General features: G+C 37.9%; 22 protein-coding genes. 12 read left to right on the forward strand and 10 right to left on the reverse strand.

Translation table 11 applies throughout. The features are described from left to right. The first annotated feature begins 24 nt into the window (after nucleotides 1-24). The 5 genes from AW17_RS06095 (at nucleotide 25) to AW17_RS06115 (ending at nucleotide 5,047) form a co-directional block, all read left to right on the forward strand. On the forward strand, nucleotides 25-783 hold the full coding sequence (locus AW17_RS06095; RefSeq protein ID WP_029275239.1) for an ROK family protein: 759 nt from the start codon (nucleotides 25-27) through the stop codon (nucleotides 781-783). Between the two features lie 85 nt (nucleotides 784-868). After that, nucleotides 869-2,284 carry an NADP-dependent phosphogluconate dehydrogenase gene (gene gndA / locus AW17_RS06100; RefSeq protein ID WP_029275240.1) on the forward strand — a complete coding sequence of 472 codons (1,416 nt, stop codon included), beginning with the start codon at nucleotides 869-871 and terminating at the stop codon, nucleotides 2,282-2,284. Between the two features lie 29 nt (nucleotides 2,285-2,313). Then, nucleotides 2,314-3,828 carry a glucose-6-phosphate dehydrogenase gene (gene zwf, locus AW17_RS06105; RefSeq protein WP_029275241.1) on the forward strand — a complete coding sequence of 505 codons (1,515 nt, stop codon included), beginning with the start codon at nucleotides 2,314-2,316 and terminating at the stop codon, nucleotides 3,826-3,828. Nucleotides 3,829-3,962: 134 nt separating this feature from the next. Further along, complete coding sequence (gene pgl / locus AW17_RS06110) at nucleotides 3,963-4,688, forward strand: 6-phosphogluconolactonase (protein WP_029275242.1); 726 nt, start codon at nucleotides 3,963-3,965, stop codon at nucleotides 4,686-4,688. Between the two features lie 5 nt (nucleotides 4,689-4,693). Next, nucleotides 4,694-5,047: a DUF5655 domain-containing protein gene (locus AW17_RS06115; RefSeq protein WP_029275243.1), complete on the forward strand. Its 354-nt coding sequence runs from the start codon at nucleotides 4,694-4,696 to the stop codon at nucleotides 5,045-5,047. A 460-nt stretch (nucleotides 5,048-5,507) separates the two neighbouring features. Here AW17_RS06115 and AW17_RS06120 read toward each other — a convergent pair whose 3' ends face one another. The 3 genes from AW17_RS06120 to AW17_RS06130 all read right to left on the reverse strand — a co-directional run bounded on the left by AW17_RS06120 (nucleotide 5,508) and on the right by AW17_RS06130 (nucleotide 9,179). Further along, nucleotides 5,508-6,389, reverse strand: coding sequence for a Ppx/GppA phosphatase family protein (locus AW17_RS06120; protein ID WP_029275244.1), 882 nt, complete (start codon nucleotides 6,387-6,389; stop codon nucleotides 5,508-5,510). Beyond that, on the reverse strand, nucleotides 6,389-8,449 hold the full coding sequence (gene ppk1, locus AW17_RS06125) for a polyphosphate kinase 1 (RefSeq protein WP_029275245.1): 2,061 nt from the start codon (nucleotides 8,447-8,449) through the stop codon (nucleotides 6,389-6,391). The genes AW17_RS06120 and ppk1 overlap by 1 nt, the downstream gene beginning before the upstream one ends. Before the next feature lie 100 nt (nucleotides 8,450-8,549). Then, nucleotides 8,550-9,179 carry a hypothetical protein gene (locus AW17_RS06130; protein WP_051691659.1) on the reverse strand — a complete coding sequence of 210 codons (630 nt, stop codon included), beginning with the start codon at nucleotides 9,177-9,179 and terminating at the stop codon, nucleotides 8,550-8,552. A 76-nt stretch (nucleotides 9,180-9,255) separates the two neighbouring features. On the opposite strand from AW17_RS06130, the gene AW17_RS06135 reads away from it, so the two are divergent. From AW17_RS06135 to AW17_RS06150, 4 genes are all read left to right on the forward strand, one after another. Continuing rightward, nucleotides 9,256-9,747, forward strand: coding sequence for a YajQ family cyclic di-GMP-binding protein (locus tag AW17_RS06135; protein WP_029275247.1), 492 nt, complete (start codon nucleotides 9,256-9,258; stop codon nucleotides 9,745-9,747). Nucleotides 9,748-9,843: 96 nt separating this feature from the next. Further along, nucleotides 9,844-10,290, forward strand: coding sequence for a GNAT family N-acetyltransferase (locus tag AW17_RS06140; protein ID WP_029275248.1), 447 nt, complete (start codon nucleotides 9,844-9,846; stop codon nucleotides 10,288-10,290). Nucleotides 10,291-10,348: 58 nt separating this feature from the next. Further along, nucleotides 10,349-10,945, forward strand: a complete 597-nt coding sequence (locus tag AW17_RS06145; RefSeq protein WP_029275249.1) for a DUF4142 domain-containing protein — start codon at nucleotides 10,349-10,351, stop codon at nucleotides 10,943-10,945. 156 nt (nucleotides 10,946-11,101) lie between these two features. Then, a complete protein-coding gene (locus AW17_RS06150) occupies nucleotides 11,102-12,715 on the forward strand; it encodes a S8 family peptidase (protein WP_029275250.1) in 1,614 nt (537 codons plus the stop codon). A gap of 275 nt (nucleotides 12,716-12,990) precedes the next feature. Here AW17_RS06150 and AW17_RS06155 read toward each other — a convergent pair whose 3' ends face one another. Both AW17_RS06155 and AW17_RS06160 read right to left on the reverse strand, forming a co-directional pair. Further along, nucleotides 12,991-13,728: a molybdopterin cofactor-binding domain-containing protein gene (locus AW17_RS06155; RefSeq protein ID WP_029275251.1), complete on the reverse strand. Its 738-nt coding sequence runs from the start codon at nucleotides 13,726-13,728 to the stop codon at nucleotides 12,991-12,993. Then, nucleotides 13,725-14,318 carry a (2Fe-2S)-binding protein gene (locus tag AW17_RS06160; RefSeq protein ID WP_245235013.1) on the reverse strand — a complete coding sequence of 198 codons (594 nt, stop codon included), beginning with the start codon at nucleotides 14,316-14,318 and terminating at the stop codon, nucleotides 13,725-13,727. Before AW17_RS06160 ends, AW17_RS06155 begins: the two co-directional genes overlap by 4 nt. Nucleotides 14,319-14,523: 205 nt before the next feature. Between AW17_RS06160 and AW17_RS06165 the strand changes: the two genes are divergently transcribed. Further along, nucleotides 14,524-15,174, forward strand: coding sequence for a YceH family protein (locus tag AW17_RS06165; protein ID WP_029275252.1), 651 nt, complete (start codon nucleotides 14,524-14,526; stop codon nucleotides 15,172-15,174). Nucleotides 15,175-15,501: 327 nt separating this feature from the next. On the opposite strand, the gene fabF is transcribed toward AW17_RS06165, so the two are convergent. From fabF to AW17_RS06190, 5 genes are read right to left on the reverse strand one after another with little or no spacing between them, the layout of a single operon-like run. Then, nucleotides 15,502-16,752 carry a beta-ketoacyl-ACP synthase II gene (gene fabF, locus AW17_RS06170; protein ID WP_029275253.1) on the reverse strand — a complete coding sequence of 417 codons (1,251 nt, stop codon included), beginning with the start codon at nucleotides 16,750-16,752 and terminating at the stop codon, nucleotides 15,502-15,504. An 11-nt stretch (nucleotides 16,753-16,763) separates the two neighbouring features. Beyond that, complete coding sequence (locus tag AW17_RS06175) at nucleotides 16,764-16,982, reverse strand: DUF2798 domain-containing protein (protein WP_029275254.1); 219 nt, start codon at nucleotides 16,980-16,982, stop codon at nucleotides 16,764-16,766. Between the two features lie 13 nt (nucleotides 16,983-16,995). Next, nucleotides 16,996-17,766 carry an SDR family oxidoreductase gene (locus AW17_RS06180; protein WP_029275255.1) on the reverse strand — a complete coding sequence of 257 codons (771 nt, stop codon included), beginning with the start codon at nucleotides 17,764-17,766 and terminating at the stop codon, nucleotides 16,996-16,998. A gap of 12 nt (nucleotides 17,767-17,778) precedes the next feature. After that, nucleotides 17,779-18,264: a PaaI family thioesterase gene (locus tag AW17_RS06185; RefSeq protein ID WP_029275256.1), complete on the reverse strand. Its 486-nt coding sequence runs from the start codon at nucleotides 18,262-18,264 to the stop codon at nucleotides 17,779-17,781. A 38-nt stretch (nucleotides 18,265-18,302) separates the two neighbouring features. Next, nucleotides 18,303-18,890 (reverse strand): TetR/AcrR family transcriptional regulator, encoded by a 588-nt coding sequence (locus AW17_RS06190; RefSeq protein ID WP_029275257.1) that lies wholly within the window; start codon nucleotides 18,888-18,890, stop codon nucleotides 18,303-18,305. 147 nt (nucleotides 18,891-19,037) lie between these two features. On the opposite strand from AW17_RS06190, the gene AW17_RS06195 reads away from it, so the two are divergent. Together AW17_RS06195 and AW17_RS06200 are read left to right on the forward strand one after the other, a co-directional pair. Then, a complete protein-coding gene (locus AW17_RS06195; protein ID WP_029275258.1) occupies nucleotides 19,038-19,949 on the forward strand; it encodes a helix-turn-helix domain-containing protein in 912 nt (303 codons plus the stop codon). An 82-nt stretch (nucleotides 19,950-20,031) separates the two neighbouring features. Continuing rightward, nucleotides 20,032-20,874, forward strand: a complete 843-nt coding sequence (locus AW17_RS06200; RefSeq protein ID WP_029275259.1) for an SDR family NAD(P)-dependent oxidoreductase — start codon at nucleotides 20,032-20,034, stop codon at nucleotides 20,872-20,874. Nucleotides 20,875-21,010 lie beyond the last annotated feature (136 nt).

Here is a 21,010-nt window from a genome sequence, read left to right on the forward strand (position 1 = left end):
CTTCGAAATTATAAATACACCATTATGGCTACAGATAAAAAAGCTGAAAACAACAATATATTATCTATTGATATAGGCGGTACAAGCATTAAAACGGTTCTTTTGGATGAAAGCGGAAATATGCTTACCGAATATTTAAAAAGCAAAACCCCGCCAGAAGCTACTCCAAAGGATATTGTTTCTGGAATTATAGAGTTGATTAAGCCTTTTCCTGTTAGTTATAACCGCGTATCGATCGGTTTTCCTGGTTATGTTAAAAACGGAATTGTTAAAACCGCCCCTAACCTGGCAAAAAACAAATGGGCAGATGTTGATCTCGCTCAGCGTGTTGCTAACGAGTTAGGCAAATCGGTACGTTTGGTAAATGATGCCGATCAACAAGGCTTAGGTGTAGTCGAAGGCAAAGGCTTTGAAATTGTTTTCACAGTAGGTACGGGTTTTGGAACAGCTTTATTATTCGATGGAGAATTACTACCGCATTTAGAACTTGCCCATTTCCCGATCAGCAAGGAAGAAGACTATGACGATTATATCGGAAATAAGGCTTTCGAAAAAATCGGGACTGAACGGTGGAATAAAAGGCTCAAAAAAGTAATCGAAATCTACAAAACGGTTTTCAATTATGATACCTTATATATTGGTGGCGGCAATTCTAAACAAATAGACTTTAAACTCGAAAGCAATATTAAAATTGTAACCAACAGAGACGGGATTAAAGGTGGTGCTAAACTCTGGAAACTGGCCGACAAGTACAACATCTTTACAGTTGAGCCTAAAAAATAATAATCTTTATTACAATCTTTTAACAACAATAGCTGCAATATTAATTTGTAAACCCTAATTTTGGGTGCATTATAAAAAATAAAAAATGGCAAATAACGATTCGAAAAAATATAAATTGGGAATGATCGGTTTAGGCACAATGGGCCGGAACTTATTATTAAACATGGCTGATAAAGGCTTCTCTGTAACAGGTTACGATAAAGACAGAAAAATGACATCGAAACTTGAAGAAGAAGGCAAGAAACACAACTTAGAAGGATTTGACGATATTGAAAGCTTTATTTCTAGCTTACAAACACCACGTACATTAATCTTATTAGTACCAGCCGGACCAATTGTAGATAGCGTTATTGCAGAACTAAAACCACTTTTAAGCAAGGGCGATATTATTATCGATAGTGGCAACTCACATTTTACCGATACCAATCGCCGTGTTGACGAACTGGAGAAAGATGGTTTACATTTCTTTGGAATGGGTATTTCTGGTGGTGAAGAAGGTGCACGTTTTGGTCCAAGTATGATGCCGGGTGGCGATAAACAAGCTTATAACGTAGTTAAGGATGTTTTTGATGCCGTAGCTGCAAAAGTTGGAACCGATCCATGTGTAACTTACATTGGCCCCGGTGCTTCTGGCCACTTTGTTAAAATGGTACATAATGGAATCGAATATGCCATTATGGAGCTTATTGCTGAGGTTTATGGCATTCTTAAAAATGGCTTAGGTTATTCAAATGATGATATATATAAGGTATTCAAAAAATGGAACGAAGGTAGATTGCAATCTTTCTTATTAGAAATTACTGCCGAAATCTTTCTTTTTAAAGATACAGAAACACAAAACGATCTTTTAGATCAGATTAAAGATGAAGCACGCTCAAAAGGCACCGGAAAATGGACTTCGGAGGTTTCAATGGAACTTCAGTTACCTGTACCAACCATTAACGAAGCTGTTTCTAACCGCGATTTATCTAAATTCAAAAAACTGAGGGTTTCTTTAGAAGAGGCTTTTGGCAAAAAAGACACCAAAATTGCTGTTACTATTGATGAACTGGAAGATGCATTTTACTTCTCTATGATCAGTGCTTATGCACAGGGTATGCATTTACTGGTTCAGGCTTCAAAAGAATACCAATACGATTTACAGTTACAGGAAATTGCTAAAATCTGGCGCGGTGGCTGTATCATCAGGGCTAAATTTTTAGAAGATATTTATCAGGCTTACGATAAAAACAACGCTTTAGAACATTTATTTGGCGATTCAGGTATCCAGAACATTATCAAAGGTACTTTAGCTGGTACACGCAAAACAATTAGTGCATGTATCAATTCTGGTTTGGGTATCCCTGCATTTGCATCTACCCTAACCTATTTCGATACCATTACCACAGCTAGAATGCCTTCTAACTTAATCCAGGCACAAAGAGATTTCTTTGGAGCACACACCTTCGAGCGTATCGATAAAGATGGTGTTTTCCATGCTGATTGGAATAAATTATCATAACCTATTAGACTTACGAACAAGAACATAAAATGAAAACCAAAACCGCATTAAACCCTACCATTTTTGTAATATTTGGTGGAACAGGTGATTTAAACAAAAGAAAATTAGCACCTGCCCTATATAATTTATTTATTGAGGGTTACATGCCAGATAAATTTGCCATTATTGGTACAGGCAGAACCGAATTTACCGACGATAGCTACAAAGCTGCTTTAGAAGATGCTGTAAACCAGTTTTCGCGCAGCGGAAAAGTAAAAAAAGATAAATGGGACGATTTTGCAAAGACGATGAACTACTGTCCTACCGATTTTGCCCAGCCAAAAACTTTCGAAAACCTAAAAGGAGCTGTAGAAAAATATCAAAAAGAATTTGGAGCCGGAACACAGGTAATTTTCTATCTGGCAGTTGCACCTAATTTCTTCCCGATTATTGCTGAATGTTTGCAAAAATATAAACTTACGCAAGATGAAGACAATAGCCGTATCGTTATCGAAAAACCTTTCGGTCATGATTTAGAATCAGCAAAAGAGCTGAATACATTATTGAGCACCATTTTTACCGAAAAGCAGATCTATCGCATCGATCATTATTTGGGTAAAGAAACTGTACAAAACATGATGGCTTTCCGTTTTGCCAATGCATTGTTCGAGCCGTTATGGAACAGGTCTTATATCGATCACGTTCAAATTTCGGTAACTGAACAGTTAGGCGTGGGCGATCGTGGAGGTTATTATGAAGGTTCTGGTGCTTTAAGAGATATGATTCAGAATCACCTGTTGCAATTGCTTTGTTTAGTTGGAATGGAAGCACCAATTAATTTTGATGCCGATGAAATCAGAAACCGTAAGGTTGAGGTTTTAAGAGCAATGCGTCCTTTTTCTGCCGAAGATATCCGTTTTCATACTGTTCGGGGTCAATATAGTAAAGGTTGGGTTGAAGGTAAGGAAGTTCCTGGATACCGTCAGGAAAAAGGTGTTGATGCACATTCTAATACCGAAACTTTTGCTGCTGTTAAATTCCATATCGACAACTGGAGATGGCAAGGCATTCCTTTCTATTTAAGAACTGGAAAACGTTTGAACCAAACTTCATCTTTAATTACCATTCAGTTCAGAGATGTTCCGCATCAGATTTTCTCATCAGGTGTAACCGAAAACTGGCAACAAAACAGGTTAGTAATCAGCATACAGCCAGAAATGAGTATCCGTATGCAGGTACAGGCCAAAAGACCTGGATTGGATATGGTATTGAATCCTGTTGATATGGTTTTCGATTATAAAGGAACTTACGAGGGTGATACCCCAGAGGCTTACGAAACCCTATTATTAGATGCCATGATGGGCGACCAAACCTTGTTTATGCGTGGCGATCAGGTAGAAGCGGCATGGGAACTGGTTATGCCGATTTTAAATACTTGGGAAAGCAAAAAATCAATCAACTTCCCTAATTATCCTGCCGATAGCTGGGGACCAGAAGAAGCTGAAGCACTTATTGCAAGAGATGGTTTCCACTGGTTTAACCTGCCATTGAAGAATAAGGAATAAATTTTTACTCAGGTCGTCACCCTGAACCGAGCCTTAGCGAGCTCACCGAAGGTAATTTATTTCAGGGTCTTGTTCGAGATAGATGCTGATCCCGAATATTCGGGACAGCATGACGGCTCTTATTAATTACAAAAATGAATCTACTCATATACAAAACATTAGAAGAACTGAATCAGGATCTGGCAGATTATGTAATTAAAATTGCAGAAATGTCTATCGAAGAAAATGACCGCTTTAATTTCGTATTAACTGGCGGCAGTTCTCCTAAAGCACTTTATCATCTTCTGGCTACAGAAGGTCAGCACAGAATTGATTGGGAAAAAGTATACTTCTTCTTTGGCGATGAGCGCAACGTTCCTGCTAATGATGATAACTACAATGGACTAATGGCAAAAAAAACCATTTTAGATCCACTTGGTATTAAAGAAGACCATATTTTTTACGTTGAAACCACTTTGGCTCCAGAAAAAGCAGCTATCGAATATAAAAAAGCAATCGATAAACACTTTAACGGTGAAGACATTGTTTTCGATTTGATCCTTTTAGGTATGGGCGATGATGCACATACGGCTTCGATTTTCCCGCATACTACCTTGGTTAAAGATGAAGAAGTAAATGTGGCTTCGGTTTATGTAGAGAAATTGGATACGTACCGCATCAGTTTTACAGCACCGTTAATCAACAAAGCCGATAATGTAGCATTTTTGGTTTTTGGAGAGAATAAAGCCGAAGCTTTAAAACATGTTATTGGCGATGAGCAAAAAGATGTTGCAACTTACCCTTCACAGTTAATTGATCCGATTGATGGAAAATTAACCTGGTTTACCGATGAGGCTGCAACAAAATTACTAGAAGATTAAAGATAATGATGTCTGAAGAAAAACATTTGTCAGACTTTTTAAACGGAAAAACGGAATATACCATAGGGTTATTCCGTTTTTTTATTGAACAATTGACCAGATTAGGAGAGATAAATCTCAGACCTACAAAATCCATGATTGCAATTGAATCAAAAACCAATTTTGCATACATTACGCAATTGGGAAAAAATTTTATTCATGTGGTTATTCCTTTCAATCAACCTTATGAAAACAATCTTTGCTTCATTAAGATTGCGCAGGTGCCAGGAACGGATCAATTTAACCATCATTTGAGGATTTATTTCGAGGAAGATATTAATGATGAAGTGAAAAGCTTTTTGGAAATGGCGATGAAATAAAATACGTCACCCTGACCTGTAGCGCAGCGGAAAGCTACGCAGTAAACCGAGCCTTAAGCGAGCTCACCGCAGGTAATTCATTTCAGGGTCTTTCTTGTGATGATTTTCCTGGCTAAAAAGATCCTGAAACAAGTTCAGGATGACGATCCGTGTAGAATTATCCTTAGGGGTGCTGTTGGATGTTACCATCCGACAGTTTAATAAAAATAAATTTTAGTGCCAGATGGAAACATCTGACACCACACCAAAGTCGATTAAACTAGATCCGTCACCCTGAATTTATTTCAGGGTCTATAATACGTTGTGGTAATTTTCAAGGCTAAAAGATCCTGAAACAAGTTCAGGATGACGATCCGTGTAGAATTATCCTTAGGGGTGTTGTTGGATGTTACCATCCGACATATAAATCTGTTTGATAGATTTCTCCGCTTCGGTCGAAATGACGATCAAGTAGCGTAATTTAATCCAATTTCTCTTCAATCAACAACTTAATAATCCCATCGGCCATTCCCACTTTAGGTACATAAATCTGTTTTATACCAGTCCATTTCATTAAGGTTAGGTAAATTTCACAAGCCGGGATAATTACGTCTGCACGGTCGGGGTTTAAGCCCAGCGTATTAATTCTTTCTTTCAATGAATAACTGGTTAATTTATTATACATCGAATTTAGCTTCTGCAACGATAAAGGCGCGTTTTCCTTCTCATCCGACATGCGGAACAATTTATTGATGTTACCACCGGTACCAATACCTGCCAAATGTTTATAGGCTTTTGTATGCTCTTTTACCCAATCTTTCATTTCATCCCAGGTTTCTTCCTTATCCTGGTTATCGAGCATCCTGATTGTACCAATATTGAAGGATCTTGATGCCTCTGGAGCACCTTTTACAAAAACTGACAGTTCGGTACTACCTCCACCCACATCAATATATAGGTAATTTTTATTTTCGTCTAACTCTTCTTCAATATGGTTAGCGTAAATAATATTTGCTTCCCGCTGCCCCTCAATAATCTCTAAAGTAACGTCTGCTTCCTTTTTAATCAGCTTAACAATATCTTCTCCATTGCGGGCCTCACGCATGGCAGATGTTGCACAAGCTAAATATTCCGAAACATGATAAACATCCATCAGATTTTTAAAAGCAGTCATGGTTTTTACCAGATCTGCAGATTTTTTTTCCGAAATATATTGATCTAAGAATGCATCATCTCCCAACCGGAGCGGCACGCGTATAAGAGTGTTCTTTTTGTACTTATATTTTCCGTCTTGTTTGCTAATATCAGCAATGAGTAACCTCACCGCATTCGAACCGATATCTATAGCTGCGTATCTTAACATTATGATTGATGCTTTGTTTTTAAATAGTTGTAGATGTCTACCTGCGCCCTTATCTTTTTACTTAATCTGTTTTTATGGTATTTATTATTATTCAAAGCATTGATCTGCCTCGATTTGGTATTATCCTGCAGTTGCAGATCGATAATATCCTGTATCTCCTGTTTCACATCATGATCTAAAACCGGGAATCCTACCTCTACGCGGTGTTCGAAATTCCTGCTCATTAAATCTGCAGATGATAAATACATATCGTTTTTACCGTTATTACCAAAAATATAAACCCTGGCATGCTCCAAAAACTTATCGATAATACTAATGGCGGTAATATTTTCACTAAAACCCTTTACTCCAGGTACCAGACAGCAGATACCACGGATAATCAGCTGAACTTTAACCCCAGCATTGCTCGCATCGTAAAGTTTGGCAATAATCCCTTCATCTGCTAGGCTATTTACCTTTAACATGATGTAAGCAAGTTTACCCTGTTTAGCATTCCTGATTTCACGGTTAATAAAATTGACCAGTTTCGATCGGCTCTCCAATGGCGAAACAATCAGGTGTTTAAATCCCTTCGTTACGGTACGTTTGCTCAACGCATCAAAAAGTTTTACCAGATCGTTGGTAATCTCTTTCTTTGAGGTGAAAATACTATGGTCGCAGTATAAACCTGCGGTTTTCTCATTAAAGTTTCCTGTTGCTAAATTTGCGTAGTAAACTGGCTTATCTTTTTCAATCCGTTTAACCAAACAAATTTTAGAGTGCACTTTGTAGTCGGTTAAACCGTAATTTACCTTAACACCCTCCTCCATTAAGCGGCTGGTCCAGTAAATATTAGCCTGTTCATCAAAACGGGCTTTAAGTTCTAATAAAACAGAAACTGCTTTACCATTTTTAGCAGCGTTGATTAATGCATTGATTACTTTTGAGTTTTCGGCTAACCGGTATAAAGTAATCTGTATTTCGGTTACTTTTGGATCAATTGCAGCTTCACGCAAGAACAAAATAATATAGTCATACGATTGGTAGGGTAAATTCACCAAATAATCGCGCTGGGCAACTTTATTAAACATACTTTGGGTTCTGTGCAAATCGTGAACCTTTAGTGGCACATTCGGCGCATATTCCAATTCCTTTTTACCAACATTTGGGAAGGAAATAAAATCTCCAAACTTATGGTAACGATTACCCGGAATTAAGCTTTCGGCCTCAAGCTTAAGTTTATTCACCAGTACAGTAAGCATATTTAAAGGCATCGCCGAATCATAAAGCAAACGCATTGGTTTCCCTTTTTTGCGTTTTTCTAAACTGCTTTTTAAATCTTCGATGAATTTATCACTAATGTTTTTATCAATATCTAATTCGGCATCCCGTGTTAGCTGGATCGAATAAGCCTCTAAATTATCGTAAGTAAAAACATAAAAAATATCATCTAAACAATACCTGATAATGTCTTCGGCAAGAATAATAAATTTTAAATCGTTTGTTTCGGGCAGTACCAAAAACCGCGGCAAATTAGGCGGAATTTCAATGAGTGCATATTTCTCTTTAATTTTTGTATCCTTTTTCGAAAGTTTAACAAAAAAGTAAAGGTACCGGTCTTTCAGTTCTGGAAAAGGTTTATCCATATCCAGCATAATGGGAACCAGATTAGATAAAATCTTATCCCTGAAATGATTTTTAACAAATTCGCCTCTACTTACATTCAGTTGAGTATCGTTTAAGATAAAAATCCTGTTTTGAGCAAGTTCGTTTATCAGGGTAGCCTGAAAAAGCTGGTCGAATTTTCTTTCTTGTTTTACAACAATGTTTTTAATCTCATTCAGAATTTTCTTTGGATTAAATCCCAAAAGTGCTTTAGCCTTATCGTTCAGATTGGTTAGCCGGGTCATGGTGGCCACTCGCACACGGTAAAATTCCTCTAAATTTGAAGAAAATATAGATAGAAATTTAATCCGTTCAATCAGCGGAACCGTTTCATCTGCAGCTTCTTGCAGAACACGTTCGTTAAAGTAAAGCCAACTGATTTCGCGGTTTAAAAAAGGAATCTTCTTATTGCTCATTTAAAAAAATAAAAAATCCCTGCCAAAACAGGGATGCTCAAAACTGCACATTAATTTGTTAAATCGATGTTAATTCATTTACACGTTAACGTTAACAAATTTATTTTTTAGTAGGTGTTTTCGTCTCTTTATTAACCGGCGTTGCAGCTTTAGCAACCGTTTTTTTAACAACTGTTGCTGCTTTTGCAGGAGTAGCGGCTGGCACTGTTACTTTTTTAACTGCCGTAGCAGCTTTTGCAGGTGCTTTACTTGCGGTACTTGTCGCTTTTTTGGCAACTGTTCTGGCATCTTTTACTGCTTCTTTTGCTTTTATAACTGGTTTTGCCAATACTTTTTCTGCTTTTTCTTCTGTTTCTATTGCCACAACCTTAATGCTTTGTACTACTGGTTTAGCCTTTGCAACTGCTTTTTTAACAACTTTCTGAGCCGTTTTTTCAGATTTACTTACAGCTTTGGCAACTGGTTTCTTCGCTGCTTTTGCTTTCTCTTTTGATGCATGTAACAAATCATCAATTTTCTGTCCCACATCTGCCTTTACGATGGTGAACTTCTTAGTTAATTTTTTAGCCACACGCTTACTCGCTTTCCCTACCTCCGTACTAATTTCCGATACATCATGACCTAAACTTTTGATCACATCTAAGAACTTATCCGTAATCGACTGCTCCAATTGTTTCTTCACTTCTTTTTTGGTGATCTTTTTTTGAGACTTCGGTTTAGTGGTTTTCATATTATTTTTCGTTTTTTTGTGAGGATGGATTAATTTCTATTAAATCTACTTATTTTTTTACTTTAAAGCTAAAACCATGCCTTCTTTTGATATTGTAAGTAAAGTTGATGCGCAAACATTGGACAACGCAATTAACAATGCTAAAAAAGAAATCCTTAACCGATTCGACTTTAACGGATCGAAAAGCACCATCGATCTGGATAAAAAAACAAACGTAGTAACCATTGTTACCGAAGATGATATGCGATTAAAAGCAATCGAAGGTTCCATTATCTCGCGGATGATGAAGCAGAATTTAGATCCGAAAAGTTTAGATTTTGGCGATGAGCATCAGGCCTCCGGCAACATGATCAGAAAAGAAATCAGTATTAAAGAAGGATTAGATAAGGAAGCAGCAAAAAAGGTTGTGGCAAAGATCAAAGCCAGTGGATTAAAAGTTCAGCCTGCCATTATGGACGATCAGGTTAGGGTAACCGCAAAAAAAATCGATGATCTGCAAGCTGTGATGAATCTTTGTAGAAATGAAGATTTTGGTCAGCCGCTACAGTTTATTAATATGCGCAATTAGAAAGCTTAATTGTTTAAACTGGTTAATCGGTTAACTGTACCGCCGTATTACGACAATTAACCAATTTAAAAAATTAACCGATTAACCATTCAACTCATGGAAATCAGCGAAAACGGTTTTATATTTTCCGATAAAAAAGAGCTTTTAGATCCCGAAGCCATACATCATTATTTAAGTGTAGAATCTTATTGGGCAAAAGGCATCCCTTTAGATACCGTAAAACGTTCTATTGAAAACTCACTTTGTTTTGGCATTTACAAAGGAACAGAACAAGTAGGTTTTGCCCGTTGGGTAACCGATAAAGCTACTTTTGCATGGCTTTGCGATGTGTACGTTAAAGAAAGTTACCGTGGTTTGGGCTTATCAAAAAAACTGATGTCGTTTATGATCTTCCACCCAGATTTACAGGGCTTTAGGCGTTACCAATTGGCTACTTTAGATGCACATGGCTTATATGAAAAATTCGGTTTTTCGCCAATTAAAAATCCAGAAAGCCAAATGGGCATCGTTATTCAAAACGCATACAGTAAGGCATCAGAATAGATATAAAACCTTTTTTCAACTCTCTTGTTTTTCATACACATCAAAACATAGAGAAAACATGAAAAAGATATTTTTATTATCCACTGCTTTTGCCCTCGTGCTTTCATTTCAGGCTTGTCAAACTGCAGATAAGAAATCGGCAACCACAAAAGACAGTGTTGCTGGCGACACCAATATGGTAAATGGCAACCATGCAACAGGAGCCGAAAGTACAGAATCGGGTGTTGATGAAGCGGGTGCAACTTTTTTAAGAAAAGCAGCAATCGGAGGTATCATGGAAGTTGAAGCCGCTAAGATTGCGCAGAAAAATGCAAAAAGTGCTGAGGTGAAAGATTTCGCCGCTAAAATGTTGACTGATCACACAAAAGCCAATACAGAGTTGAAAGCTTTGGCTGTCAACAAAAAAGTAATCACCCCAGATGCATTGCCGGCCGATGACCAGATTCATTTAGATGAAATGAAGAAAATGACGGGTACAGCTTTTGATAAACATTATATGGTTATGATGGTTACCGATCATGAAAAAACTGTTGCATTATTTAAACTGGGGATGCAAAACCGCGACCAGGCAATTAAAAGCTGGGCTGGCAACACTTTAAGTGTAATCGAATCTCATGATGAAATGGCTAAAAAAATTGTTACCAACATGAAATAAACAGCGGCAAATTTTGCTTTAAAGATCAAAATCCTGAATAATGAATTTCAGGATTTTTTTCGTTACTAAAATGTGTGAAAAACATCATTTTTAATACAATTTCTTCCAATAAAAAAATTAAAATTAACTTTCGCCGTTTAATACAAAAATACATAAATGAATAAGAGTAGAATTTTCAGCGCGCTGTTAAGTGTTGCGCTTGTGAGTGCAGTACCAACTTTAGCCAGTGCACAAAAAGCCAATTGGCAAAATCTTGATCTTAAAAGTGATAGTACCTTCGGAATCAGTACCGAAAAAGCATATAAGGAACTTTTAAAAGGTAAAAAGTCTGTTAAAGTTATCGTAGCGGTTAATGATGGTGGCGTAGAAGCAACCCATGAAGACTTAAAACGAATTATGTGGGTAAATACCAAGGAGATAGCAGGCAATGGCAAGGACGATGATAAGAATGGTTATATCGACGATATAAATGGCTGGAACTTTATTGGCGGTCCTAAAGAATCTGTAAACTTCGAAACTTTAGAATTGACCCGTTTGGTTCGTCGCGATCAGACCCGTTTTGCCAATACCACTGATGCAAATGTAGCGGAAAAAGATAAAAAGGATTTCGAAGTTTTTAAAGCAGAAAGAGCCGATTTAGAAAAACAATTGGCAGAAGCAAGGGAAAATCTAGCAGGTATTACCGGTTTTAAAACAGCTTTAGATGCTGTAGTAAAGAAAATCGGCAAAGAAAACCCAACCGTAGAAGATTTTAAAAACTTCAAACCTTCTACAGAGGTTGAAGGCAGGATCCAAAATATACTGAGCCAGCAATTAGAAAAAGGCAGCTTCAAAGATTTTTACGAAGATCAGATTGTGGAAGGACTGGATTACTATACACGTCAGGCCAATTACAATTTAAACCTTGATTACGATCCACGTGCAATAGTTGGCGATGACCCGAACAATGTTAAGGAGAAATTTTATGGCAATAACGACGTAGCAGGTCCTGATGCGATGCACGGTACACACGTAGCTGGTATCATTGCGGCTGATAGAACCAACAAACTTGGTATTTTAGGTGTAGCGGATAACGTTGCCATTATGGGTGTTCGTTGTACACCAAATGGTGATGAAAGAGATAAAGATGTTGCTAATGCTATTCGTTACGCTGTTGATAACGGTGCAAAAGTAATCAATATGAGTTTTGGCAAGCCTTATAGCTGGGACAAAGCCATCGTTAATGAGGCTATGAAATATGCGGTATCTAAAGATGTATTGATCGTTCAGGCAGCGGGTAACGAAAACAAAAATATCGATGTAGAAAATAATTTCCCAAACCACAAAGATTTAGATGAGAAAACTATTGCATCGTGGATTACCGTTGGTGCTTCAGGCCCTAAAGATGATGAAACACTAAAAGCTAGTTTCTCTAATTTCGGCAAAACCCAGGTAGATGTTTTTGCTCCAGGCGTTCAGATTTATTCTACTGTACCGGGTTCTAAATACAAAAATTTAGATGGAACCAGTATGGCCTCTCCTGTTGTGGCTGGCTTAGCAGGATTAATCCGTTCTTATTATCCTAAATTAACTGCGGCACAGGTAAAAGAAATCATCGTTAAATCGGTTACCAAAGTTAACCATAACGTACAGTATGCTAAAGGCGAAGAACCTGGTGCAGAAAAAGTTTCTATCCCATTCTCTGATCTTTGTATCAGTGGCGGAATTGTTAACACTTACAATGCATTAAAGCTAGCGGCAACCTACTCGGGTAAGGCAGTTGCTAAATAATTTTCTGTCATTCTGAGCGAAAGCGAAGAATCTTCAAACTGTTACCCTTAACAAGATAAATAAACAAAAAATGCGTCCCAATGTAAAATCTGGACGCATTTTTTGTTTATTTGAATGATTGTCATTACAAAGCACGTAAATCCAAAGCAATAAGATTATCTTCGATTAGCACTTCGTAATTCCAAATCAAGTTCAGTTATCTATCTAAGTAAAGATCCTTCGACTACGCTCAGGATGACAAACCGCGTTTGGAATTAAACTAAAAGACAACTTAACTAAGTCAATATCTTATCCGGCGTTATCGGCAATGTCCTGATCCTCTTTCCAGTAGCATTAAAAACAGCATTGGCTACAGCAGCAGAAAAACCGATCAATGCAATTTCACCCATTCCTTTTGCACCCATTGGATTGATATGAGGATCAGGTTTATTGATAAAATTCACATCAATTTCTGGTGCGTCGGCATTTACCGGAACATGGTAATCGGCAAAATTATTATTGATGTATCTTCCATAACGGTGGTCGATAACCGATTCTTCGGTTAAAGCCATGCCAATACCGCCAACAGCACCGCCTAGCATCTGGCTTCGGGCCGTTTTTGGACTTACAATGGTACCGGAATCGCCTACAGAAACGATTTTACTCACTTTTACTACGCCTGTAAGCGCATGAACCTTTACCTGCACAAAGTGAATGGAGAACGAATACATGGAGTAATTATCCCTTTCCTTTCCGCCTTGACTTTCTTTGGTTACTTCTATTTGCGGAAGATTATTCTTTTTTAAAACATCAACAAAATTAGCCGTTGCATCCATATTCGAATTTGCAGCCAGTTCCGCAATCGCAGATTTTAATGCCACACAAACATCATTCACCGCCGAACCTACTGTAGATAATGTAGCCGAACCGCCCTGACTAGTACCACCGGCCAGGAATTTGGCATTTTTATCTTTTACCAATAAGGCAATTGCTGATTTTGCCGTGGTTGTTCTTAAATATTGAAAATTGATCATACCGTTTCACCCCCTTCCTCAACCTCAATAATTGCATCAACTATATTAAGATAAGCAACACATCTACAGATATTTCCACTCATATATTCGCTTATTTCTGCTCTCGAACCCGTATGCCCTTCGCGTACACAGGCCACTGCCGACATAATCTGACCAGGCGTGCAGTAACCACATTGAAAACCATCATGTTTGATAAATGCAGCCTGCATAGGATGTAAAGTTTCGCCGTTGGCCAAACCTTCAATCGTAGTGATTTTCTTTCCCTCATTCATCACGGCTAAACTCAGACAGAAATTTATCCTTTGTCCATCAACATGAACGGTGCAAGCACCACACTGGCCATGGTCGCATCCTTTTTTAGTCCCCGTTAGGTGTAATTCTTCACGCAAATAATCTAAAAGCGTTACCCTGGGCTCAACCGTAGTTTGATATGCTTTATTATTTACTGTAAGTTTTACTGGGATTTTCTCGAAAAGTTGAGCGAAACATTCATCGGCATTACTTTCTGCTACTTTAACCGCAACGCCAGGCGTTAGTGCAATGGCTGTAATTACCGAACTTTTTTTTGAGGAAATCGCGCCTGCTATCACCCTAATTTGGTTTCTGATCGGAAGATTTCATAATTGGATGTTTAGATATTGGGATGTACTCCTAAGTTCGCTATTCTAAAGTTCAGAATGTAGCAATTCGGAAATTTAGAATTATTCTATCATTAGTATTTTTATATAACTCATTAGAAATAAAACATTAACAAAATAATTTCCAAAATGTTCAACCAATTTATACTTTTATAACATGGACAACGTAAAACCACTACCCGATTTATCAGCAGAAGAACAACGTGTTTTAGGCGCATTAATAGAAAAAAGCCGCACCACGCCCGATTATTACCCAATGACTTTGAACAGTTTAACTGCTGCCTGCAACCAGAAAAGCTCAAGAAATCCAGTGGTAAATTACGATGAAGAAACCATAACTTTAACACTAAATCAACTTAAAATAAAAGGTTTAATCTCCACTGCCACAGGAGGATCAAGCCGCGCAACTAAATACAAACATAATCTGGCTATTGTTTATCCTTTATTGCCTTCGGAGTTGGCCATTATTTGTTTATTGCTTTTACGCGGACCACTAACGCCTGGTGAAATCAATAGCAATTCGGGAAGATTGTATGAATTTGAAAGCATAGAAGAAGTCTTAGAACAGCTTCAGAAACTATCAGATGAAGAACCAGCATTTGTAAAACAACTGGCAAAAAAAGCTGGACAAAAAGAAGCCCGTTTTGTTCATCTTTTAGGCGAACAGGCCGAAACCACTTCAGAACCTGAAACCGAAACAATAAGCGCCCCGCAATTTGATTCTACAGAACTGGAAAGCAGAATAGAGAAACTAGAACTGGAAATTGAAGAATTGAAAGAGCTCGTTAATTTATTGATGGATAAGTAATGGGTTCATTTGTTCATTAGGCATTGGTTTCTAACCCATTGGCATAACCCAAAGTGATTGTCGGTCTGAGCGTAGTCGAAGATTCTTGCAAATTAAATTTTCCGTGCCTCTGTGTCTCCGTGGCAAAAAACGAGTGTCTTAGCGAAACGCTAAGACTAGTAAGCATTTTTAAGCGATCGTCATTCCCACGCAGGTGGGAATCTTAAAGCTTATTGCATTACGATTCCCAATCAAGTTGGGAATGACGCACCGGTTCACAACAAATCTAAAATAAAAAAGTGCCCGGCGATTAACCAGGCACATTATAATGTAATCTATAAAACCTGATTAAGCTTCATACTTTTTAAAAATCGTGCTCGCGGTATGTCCACCGAAACCAAAAGTGTTATTTAAAACATAATTGATTTCCTTTTTAATACTTTCTCCTAACACAAAATTCAATCCTTTTGGAATGTTTTCGTCCAGATTTTTGGTATTAATAGTAGGCGGCACCACATTATCTCTGATCGATAAAACACTGATTACACTTTCTACCGCTCCGGCAGCACCAAGTAAATGACCCGTCATCGATTTAGTTGCACCAATTACGACTGGCAAACCTTTAAATACAGTATTAATTGCCTGTAATTCACTTAAATCGCCCAATCCAGTTGAAGTGGCGTGTGCATTAATATAATCGATTTTATCAGCAGTAATTCCTGCATCTTTTAAAGCTTTTGTCATACCCAAAGCCGCACCAATCCCATCAGGAGGCGTTCCGGTTAGGTGATATGCATCAGCGGCCATTCCACCACCAATAATTTCGGCATAAATGTGGGCACCACGTGCTAAAGCATGATCCAGATCTTCTAAAACCAATGCGCCTGCACCTTCACTCATCACAAAACCATCTCTATCGGCATCAAAGGGTTTAGAAGCCCCTTGTGGATCCTCGTTATTTTTAGATAAAGCCTGAGCGGCATTAAAGCCACCTACAGATGACTTGGTTAACGCAGCTTCAGAACCACCGGCAATCATTACACTTGCTTTTCCTAAACGAATGGTATCGAAAGCATTGATAATGGCAGTATTAGATGATGCACAGGCAGATACGGTACAATAATTTGGTCCACGCAATTTATGACGGATGGAAATTGCTCCTGCGGCAATATCGACAATCATTTTCGGAATGAAATAAGGATTAAACCTTGGTGTCCCATCACCTGCATGAAATTCTTCCAGCTGCGCTTCAAAAGTACCGATCCCACCATTTCCGGTTGCCCAGATTACGCCAACTTCAGCCAATTGATCATCGGTCATTGCAGTAAAATCTAATCCTGCATCCTTTATCGCCTGATCGCTCGATCCGATTGCATATTGGGTAAAAAGGTCGTACTTTTTAATTTCTTTCTTCTCCAGGTATTCTTCAGGATTAAAATCCTTTACCTCGCCCGCAAAACGGGTTTTGAATTTACTGGCATCAAATTTTGTAATGGGACCGATGCCACTTTTTCCGGCCAATATCTGTTGCCAGAATTGCTCAACGGTATTACCAAGTGGTGTTATAGCACCTAAACCTGTTACTACTACTCTTTTCATTTTAATAATTTTTAGTCAATATTCTTGAATAAATAATCGACCAACGATTGTACCCTTGGAGCAATAATTAATATAGCAGGAATGGCTACGATATAAGAAATGCCCCATGATTTCAACCAAACTGTGATAAAGGTCGATGTAAATCCAAGATTTACACTTATTGCTGCGAAAGTAACTATTCCTGTAGTGAAAACCGCCATAATAGATGCAAAAGCTACCTTCTTTTTCATTCCAGTTATCTGATTAATTTTGAACAGAATCGATCCAGGCTTTTCTATTTGCATTCATCACATTTAAAGCATCAACCGGCGATTGTCTGAACAACTCATAAATCTTTGCAGTATCGCCTACCCTGATTTCAAACTCATCATTGGCTAAAGCAGCCAACAGATTATCCGCAACAACAGATGGTTTAATGCCGTTATGACCGCCAATTTCTTTTGAGAATTCGGTATCCACCAGTGGCGGCATCAATTCGAAAACCTTAACAGATGTTTCTTCTAAACTCAATCTTAACGAAGTGCTGTAAGAATGTAATGCTGCTTTACTAGCCGCGTAAGTTGGCAAAGTAACTCCGGGAACATAAGCCACAATAGATGAAACGTTTACGATAGCCGACTCACTTTGTGCCTTTAAAACAGGCAGCAATTTTTGATTAATCCTGATAATTGATAAATAATTGGTCAACATTTCATCTTCTGCATTCGCAAAAGCATCTTCATTGGGGTCAGCTAAATTGTACAGGATTGCTCTTCCTGCATTATTGATCACGATATTTAATTGAGGGAAATCAACTTTGATGCGGGCTACCAATTGATCTACATCCTCAGCCTTGCTTACATCAGAAAGAATGGTGGTTACATTTTGTAATGATGCAGCAGCTGCATCTAGTCGTTCCTGGTTTCTACCAGTAATAATTACATGATTATCTAAAGCAGTTAACTGTTTTGCAATTTCTAAACCGATACCAGCTGTTCCCCCGATCAATAAAACGGTATTTTGTGAAGTTTTCATTTTATATTTTTTTTAAAATTTTAAGATTAAACAAGTGCTCACCGCGTGAGCATAAACGCTATTATTTTCATCAATTAATTGCGCTTCTACCAAGGCAGTACATCCACCAAGGTTGATCACCTTCCCTACGGTTTTTAGTTTCCCGGTTTGAATGGTAACAGCTTTCAGGAAATTTATCTTCAGCTCTAAAGTGGTATATCCTTTTCCCGCAGGTAAAAGCGAATGGACCGAACAGCCCATAGCAGAATCTAAAATAGCAGTGATTACCCCGCCATGCACAGTGCCAATTGGGTTGTAATGAAACTCTTGAGGTGTAAATTCGAAAACCACATTGCCCTTTTCGATCAGGCTTACACTAAAATCCAAGGTATGTAATAATGGCGGCAGCGGAAATTTATGATCGCTCATGGCCTGCAGATAATCAACACCATCCATCTGCATAGCTTCCTTCGCTCCTTTCATTGGGTCTTCCCAAGTTATTATTCTGGCTCTTTTCATAGTAAAATACCAATCGGTATATTTTAGTTTAAAAATTTTTAGCCGAGGCTATTGATATATTTTTTTAACGAATCCATAATTAAATTCCAGTGTGCAGGTTTTGCAGTCAACCTCGAAATCATAATGCCACCTTCTATTATAGCAATAATTGTTAATGCAACCTGTTCTGGATTGTGATCTGCATTGATTTCTTTAGTAGAAATACCTGATTCAACCAGTTTAGCAATTTTATTTTTCCAGCCTAAAACTGCTTTCAAAACTTTTTCCCGCAATTCGGGATGGGTATCATCAGCGTCAACCGCAGTATTTAAAACAGGGCAACCTCCTTCTGATACAGAACCATCGATAAATTTCTGGTAAATATTGATGTATACCAAAAGCTTATCCTTTACGCTGACCTGTTTGTTCATGTCGGCATCTATCTTTGATGAAACATTTTTCAGGTTATAATCAAAAGCCACCAGGGCCACTTCATCCTTATTGGCGAAGTTACCGTAAATACTGCCCTTGGTTAAACCGGTGGCAGCAGTAATATCATTTAAAGAAGTGCCTGCATAACCTTTCATATTAAAAATAGGTGCGGTTTTCTCTACAATGAAATTTCTTGTTTTTTCTGCCTTGGTCATGTTCTTTTAAATTGATGATGCAAATATATACCAATCGGTATATTTAATGCAAATATTTTTATCATCGAAATCTCCTTTTTAAATACAGTCCTAGCTTTCATCAATTGCGCCAATTTATTTTAAGTTTGAATTTTGTAACTTTGACTTATGAACAAGCCAGAGACCATTGAAGATTTTTACCAGAACAAATTCAAGTTCCTGCCCGATAACCTACAGAATGGTGTAGGTCATTTTAACGTTTTTAAGCTGGAAGATTGTTTAAGGGATGATCATAAGCCGATGAGTTATAACCGCAGGGATTATTATAAAATCTGTCTTACCCGCGGACATAATGTTTATCACTATGCAGATAAAAGCATCGAGATTAATGGCACCGCTTTAATCTTCTTTAACCCACTTGTACCTTATACATGGGAATTGGCCAGTGGTAAACAAAGCGAGGTGACAGGCTATTTTTGTATTTTTACAGAAGCTTTTTTTACCGAAAAGATCCGCGGAAACATTGGTGATTTACCCATGTTTGTACCTGGCGGGAAACCGGCGTATATTTTAAATGAAAAACAAGATGCTCAAATAGAAAGCATTTTCGATAAAATGTTTGAGGAAATTAATACCGATTACATCTATAAATATGATCTGCTCCGCAATTACATTACAGAAATCACACATTTTGCGTTAAAAACGGAGCCATCAGAAAATTTATTCAAACATACTGACGCCAATACCAGGATTACTTCTGTTTTTACCGAGCTACTAGAACGTCAGTTTCCTATCGAAACTACTACGCAAAGGTTTACCATGCGCTCAGCTAAAGATTACGCTTCGCAACTTTCGGTACATGTAAACCACTTAAACCGTGCGATAAAAGAAACCACAGGCAAAACCACTACACATTATATTACAGAACGTTTATTAAGTGAGGCTAAAGCTTTACTGAAACATACCGACTGGAATATATCAGAAATAGGCTATTGCCTGGGATTTGAAGAACCCACCCACTTCAACAACTTTTTCAAAAAACTGACCAACCATACCCCTACTTCTTATCGAATTGTTTGAATTTCGTAATCATCAGTTTGATTAACGTAATAAAGCGGATTCATCTTCACTGTAATTTTGTCATAACAAAAAGGATAAAACTATGGGCAAGAAAAAAGTTTGGTTTATTACCGGAGCTTCAAAGGGCTTAGGATTAAGTTTGGTTCATCAGTTGCTAAATGCGGGCCAACATGTAGTGGCCACATCAAGAAATATCAGTGAACTTAAAAAAGCAGTAAATAATGATAGCGGAAAATTCCTTCCTCTAGCCGTTAACCTGGCCGATGAACAAAGCGTCGAGGATGCGATAAAGGCGACTATTACAAAATTCGAAAAAATCGATGTAGTCATCAATAATGCAGGTTACGGAATCGGAGGCAGTATTGAAGAGCTTAGCGATGCAGAAACACGCAACAGTTTTGATGTTAACGTTTTCGGAACACTCAATGTCATCAGAAAAGCTTCACCTTATTTAAGGGCACAACGAGCCGGACATATCATCAACATTGCATCAATCGCAGGTATTGCAGGCGCAACAGGCTGGGCAGTATATGCAGCGGCAAAATCGGCTGTGATTGCATTGTCAGAAGTATCGGCAGAAGACCTAAAAAAATTTGGCATAAAAGTAACTGTTGTGGCTCCCGGCGCATTCAGAACCAGTTTTTTAACTACTGATTCGCTGATTTTGGCTACCAATCCAATTGCCGAATACGAAGAAGTGCGGGCAATACACAGCAAATACCTAAAAATGGACGGTCAGCAGATCGGCGACCCCGAGAAAGCTGCTGCTGCAATGATCTCATTGGCAAGTATGCCTAATCCACCCCTTCATTTACTTTTAGGGAACGACGCTTTTCAAAGAGCAAACAACAAGGTAGAATCACTACAGAAGGAATTTAGAGACTGGAAAGCCATTACAATTTCAACAGATTTCGACGAAAATTAATTCAATAGACAAAAACATTATGGAAAATCAGAAAGTATGGTTTGTAACAGGCGCATCAAAAGGCCTGGGACTTACATTAGTAAAAACATTATTAACCTGAGTTCGATAATTATTTGCTAAAAATTATATCTTATTT

This window comes from Pedobacter borealis DSM 19626 (genome assembly GCF_000708285.2).
GTDB lineage: Bacteria > Bacteroidota > Bacteroidia > Sphingobacteriales > Sphingobacteriaceae > Pedobacter > Pedobacter borealis.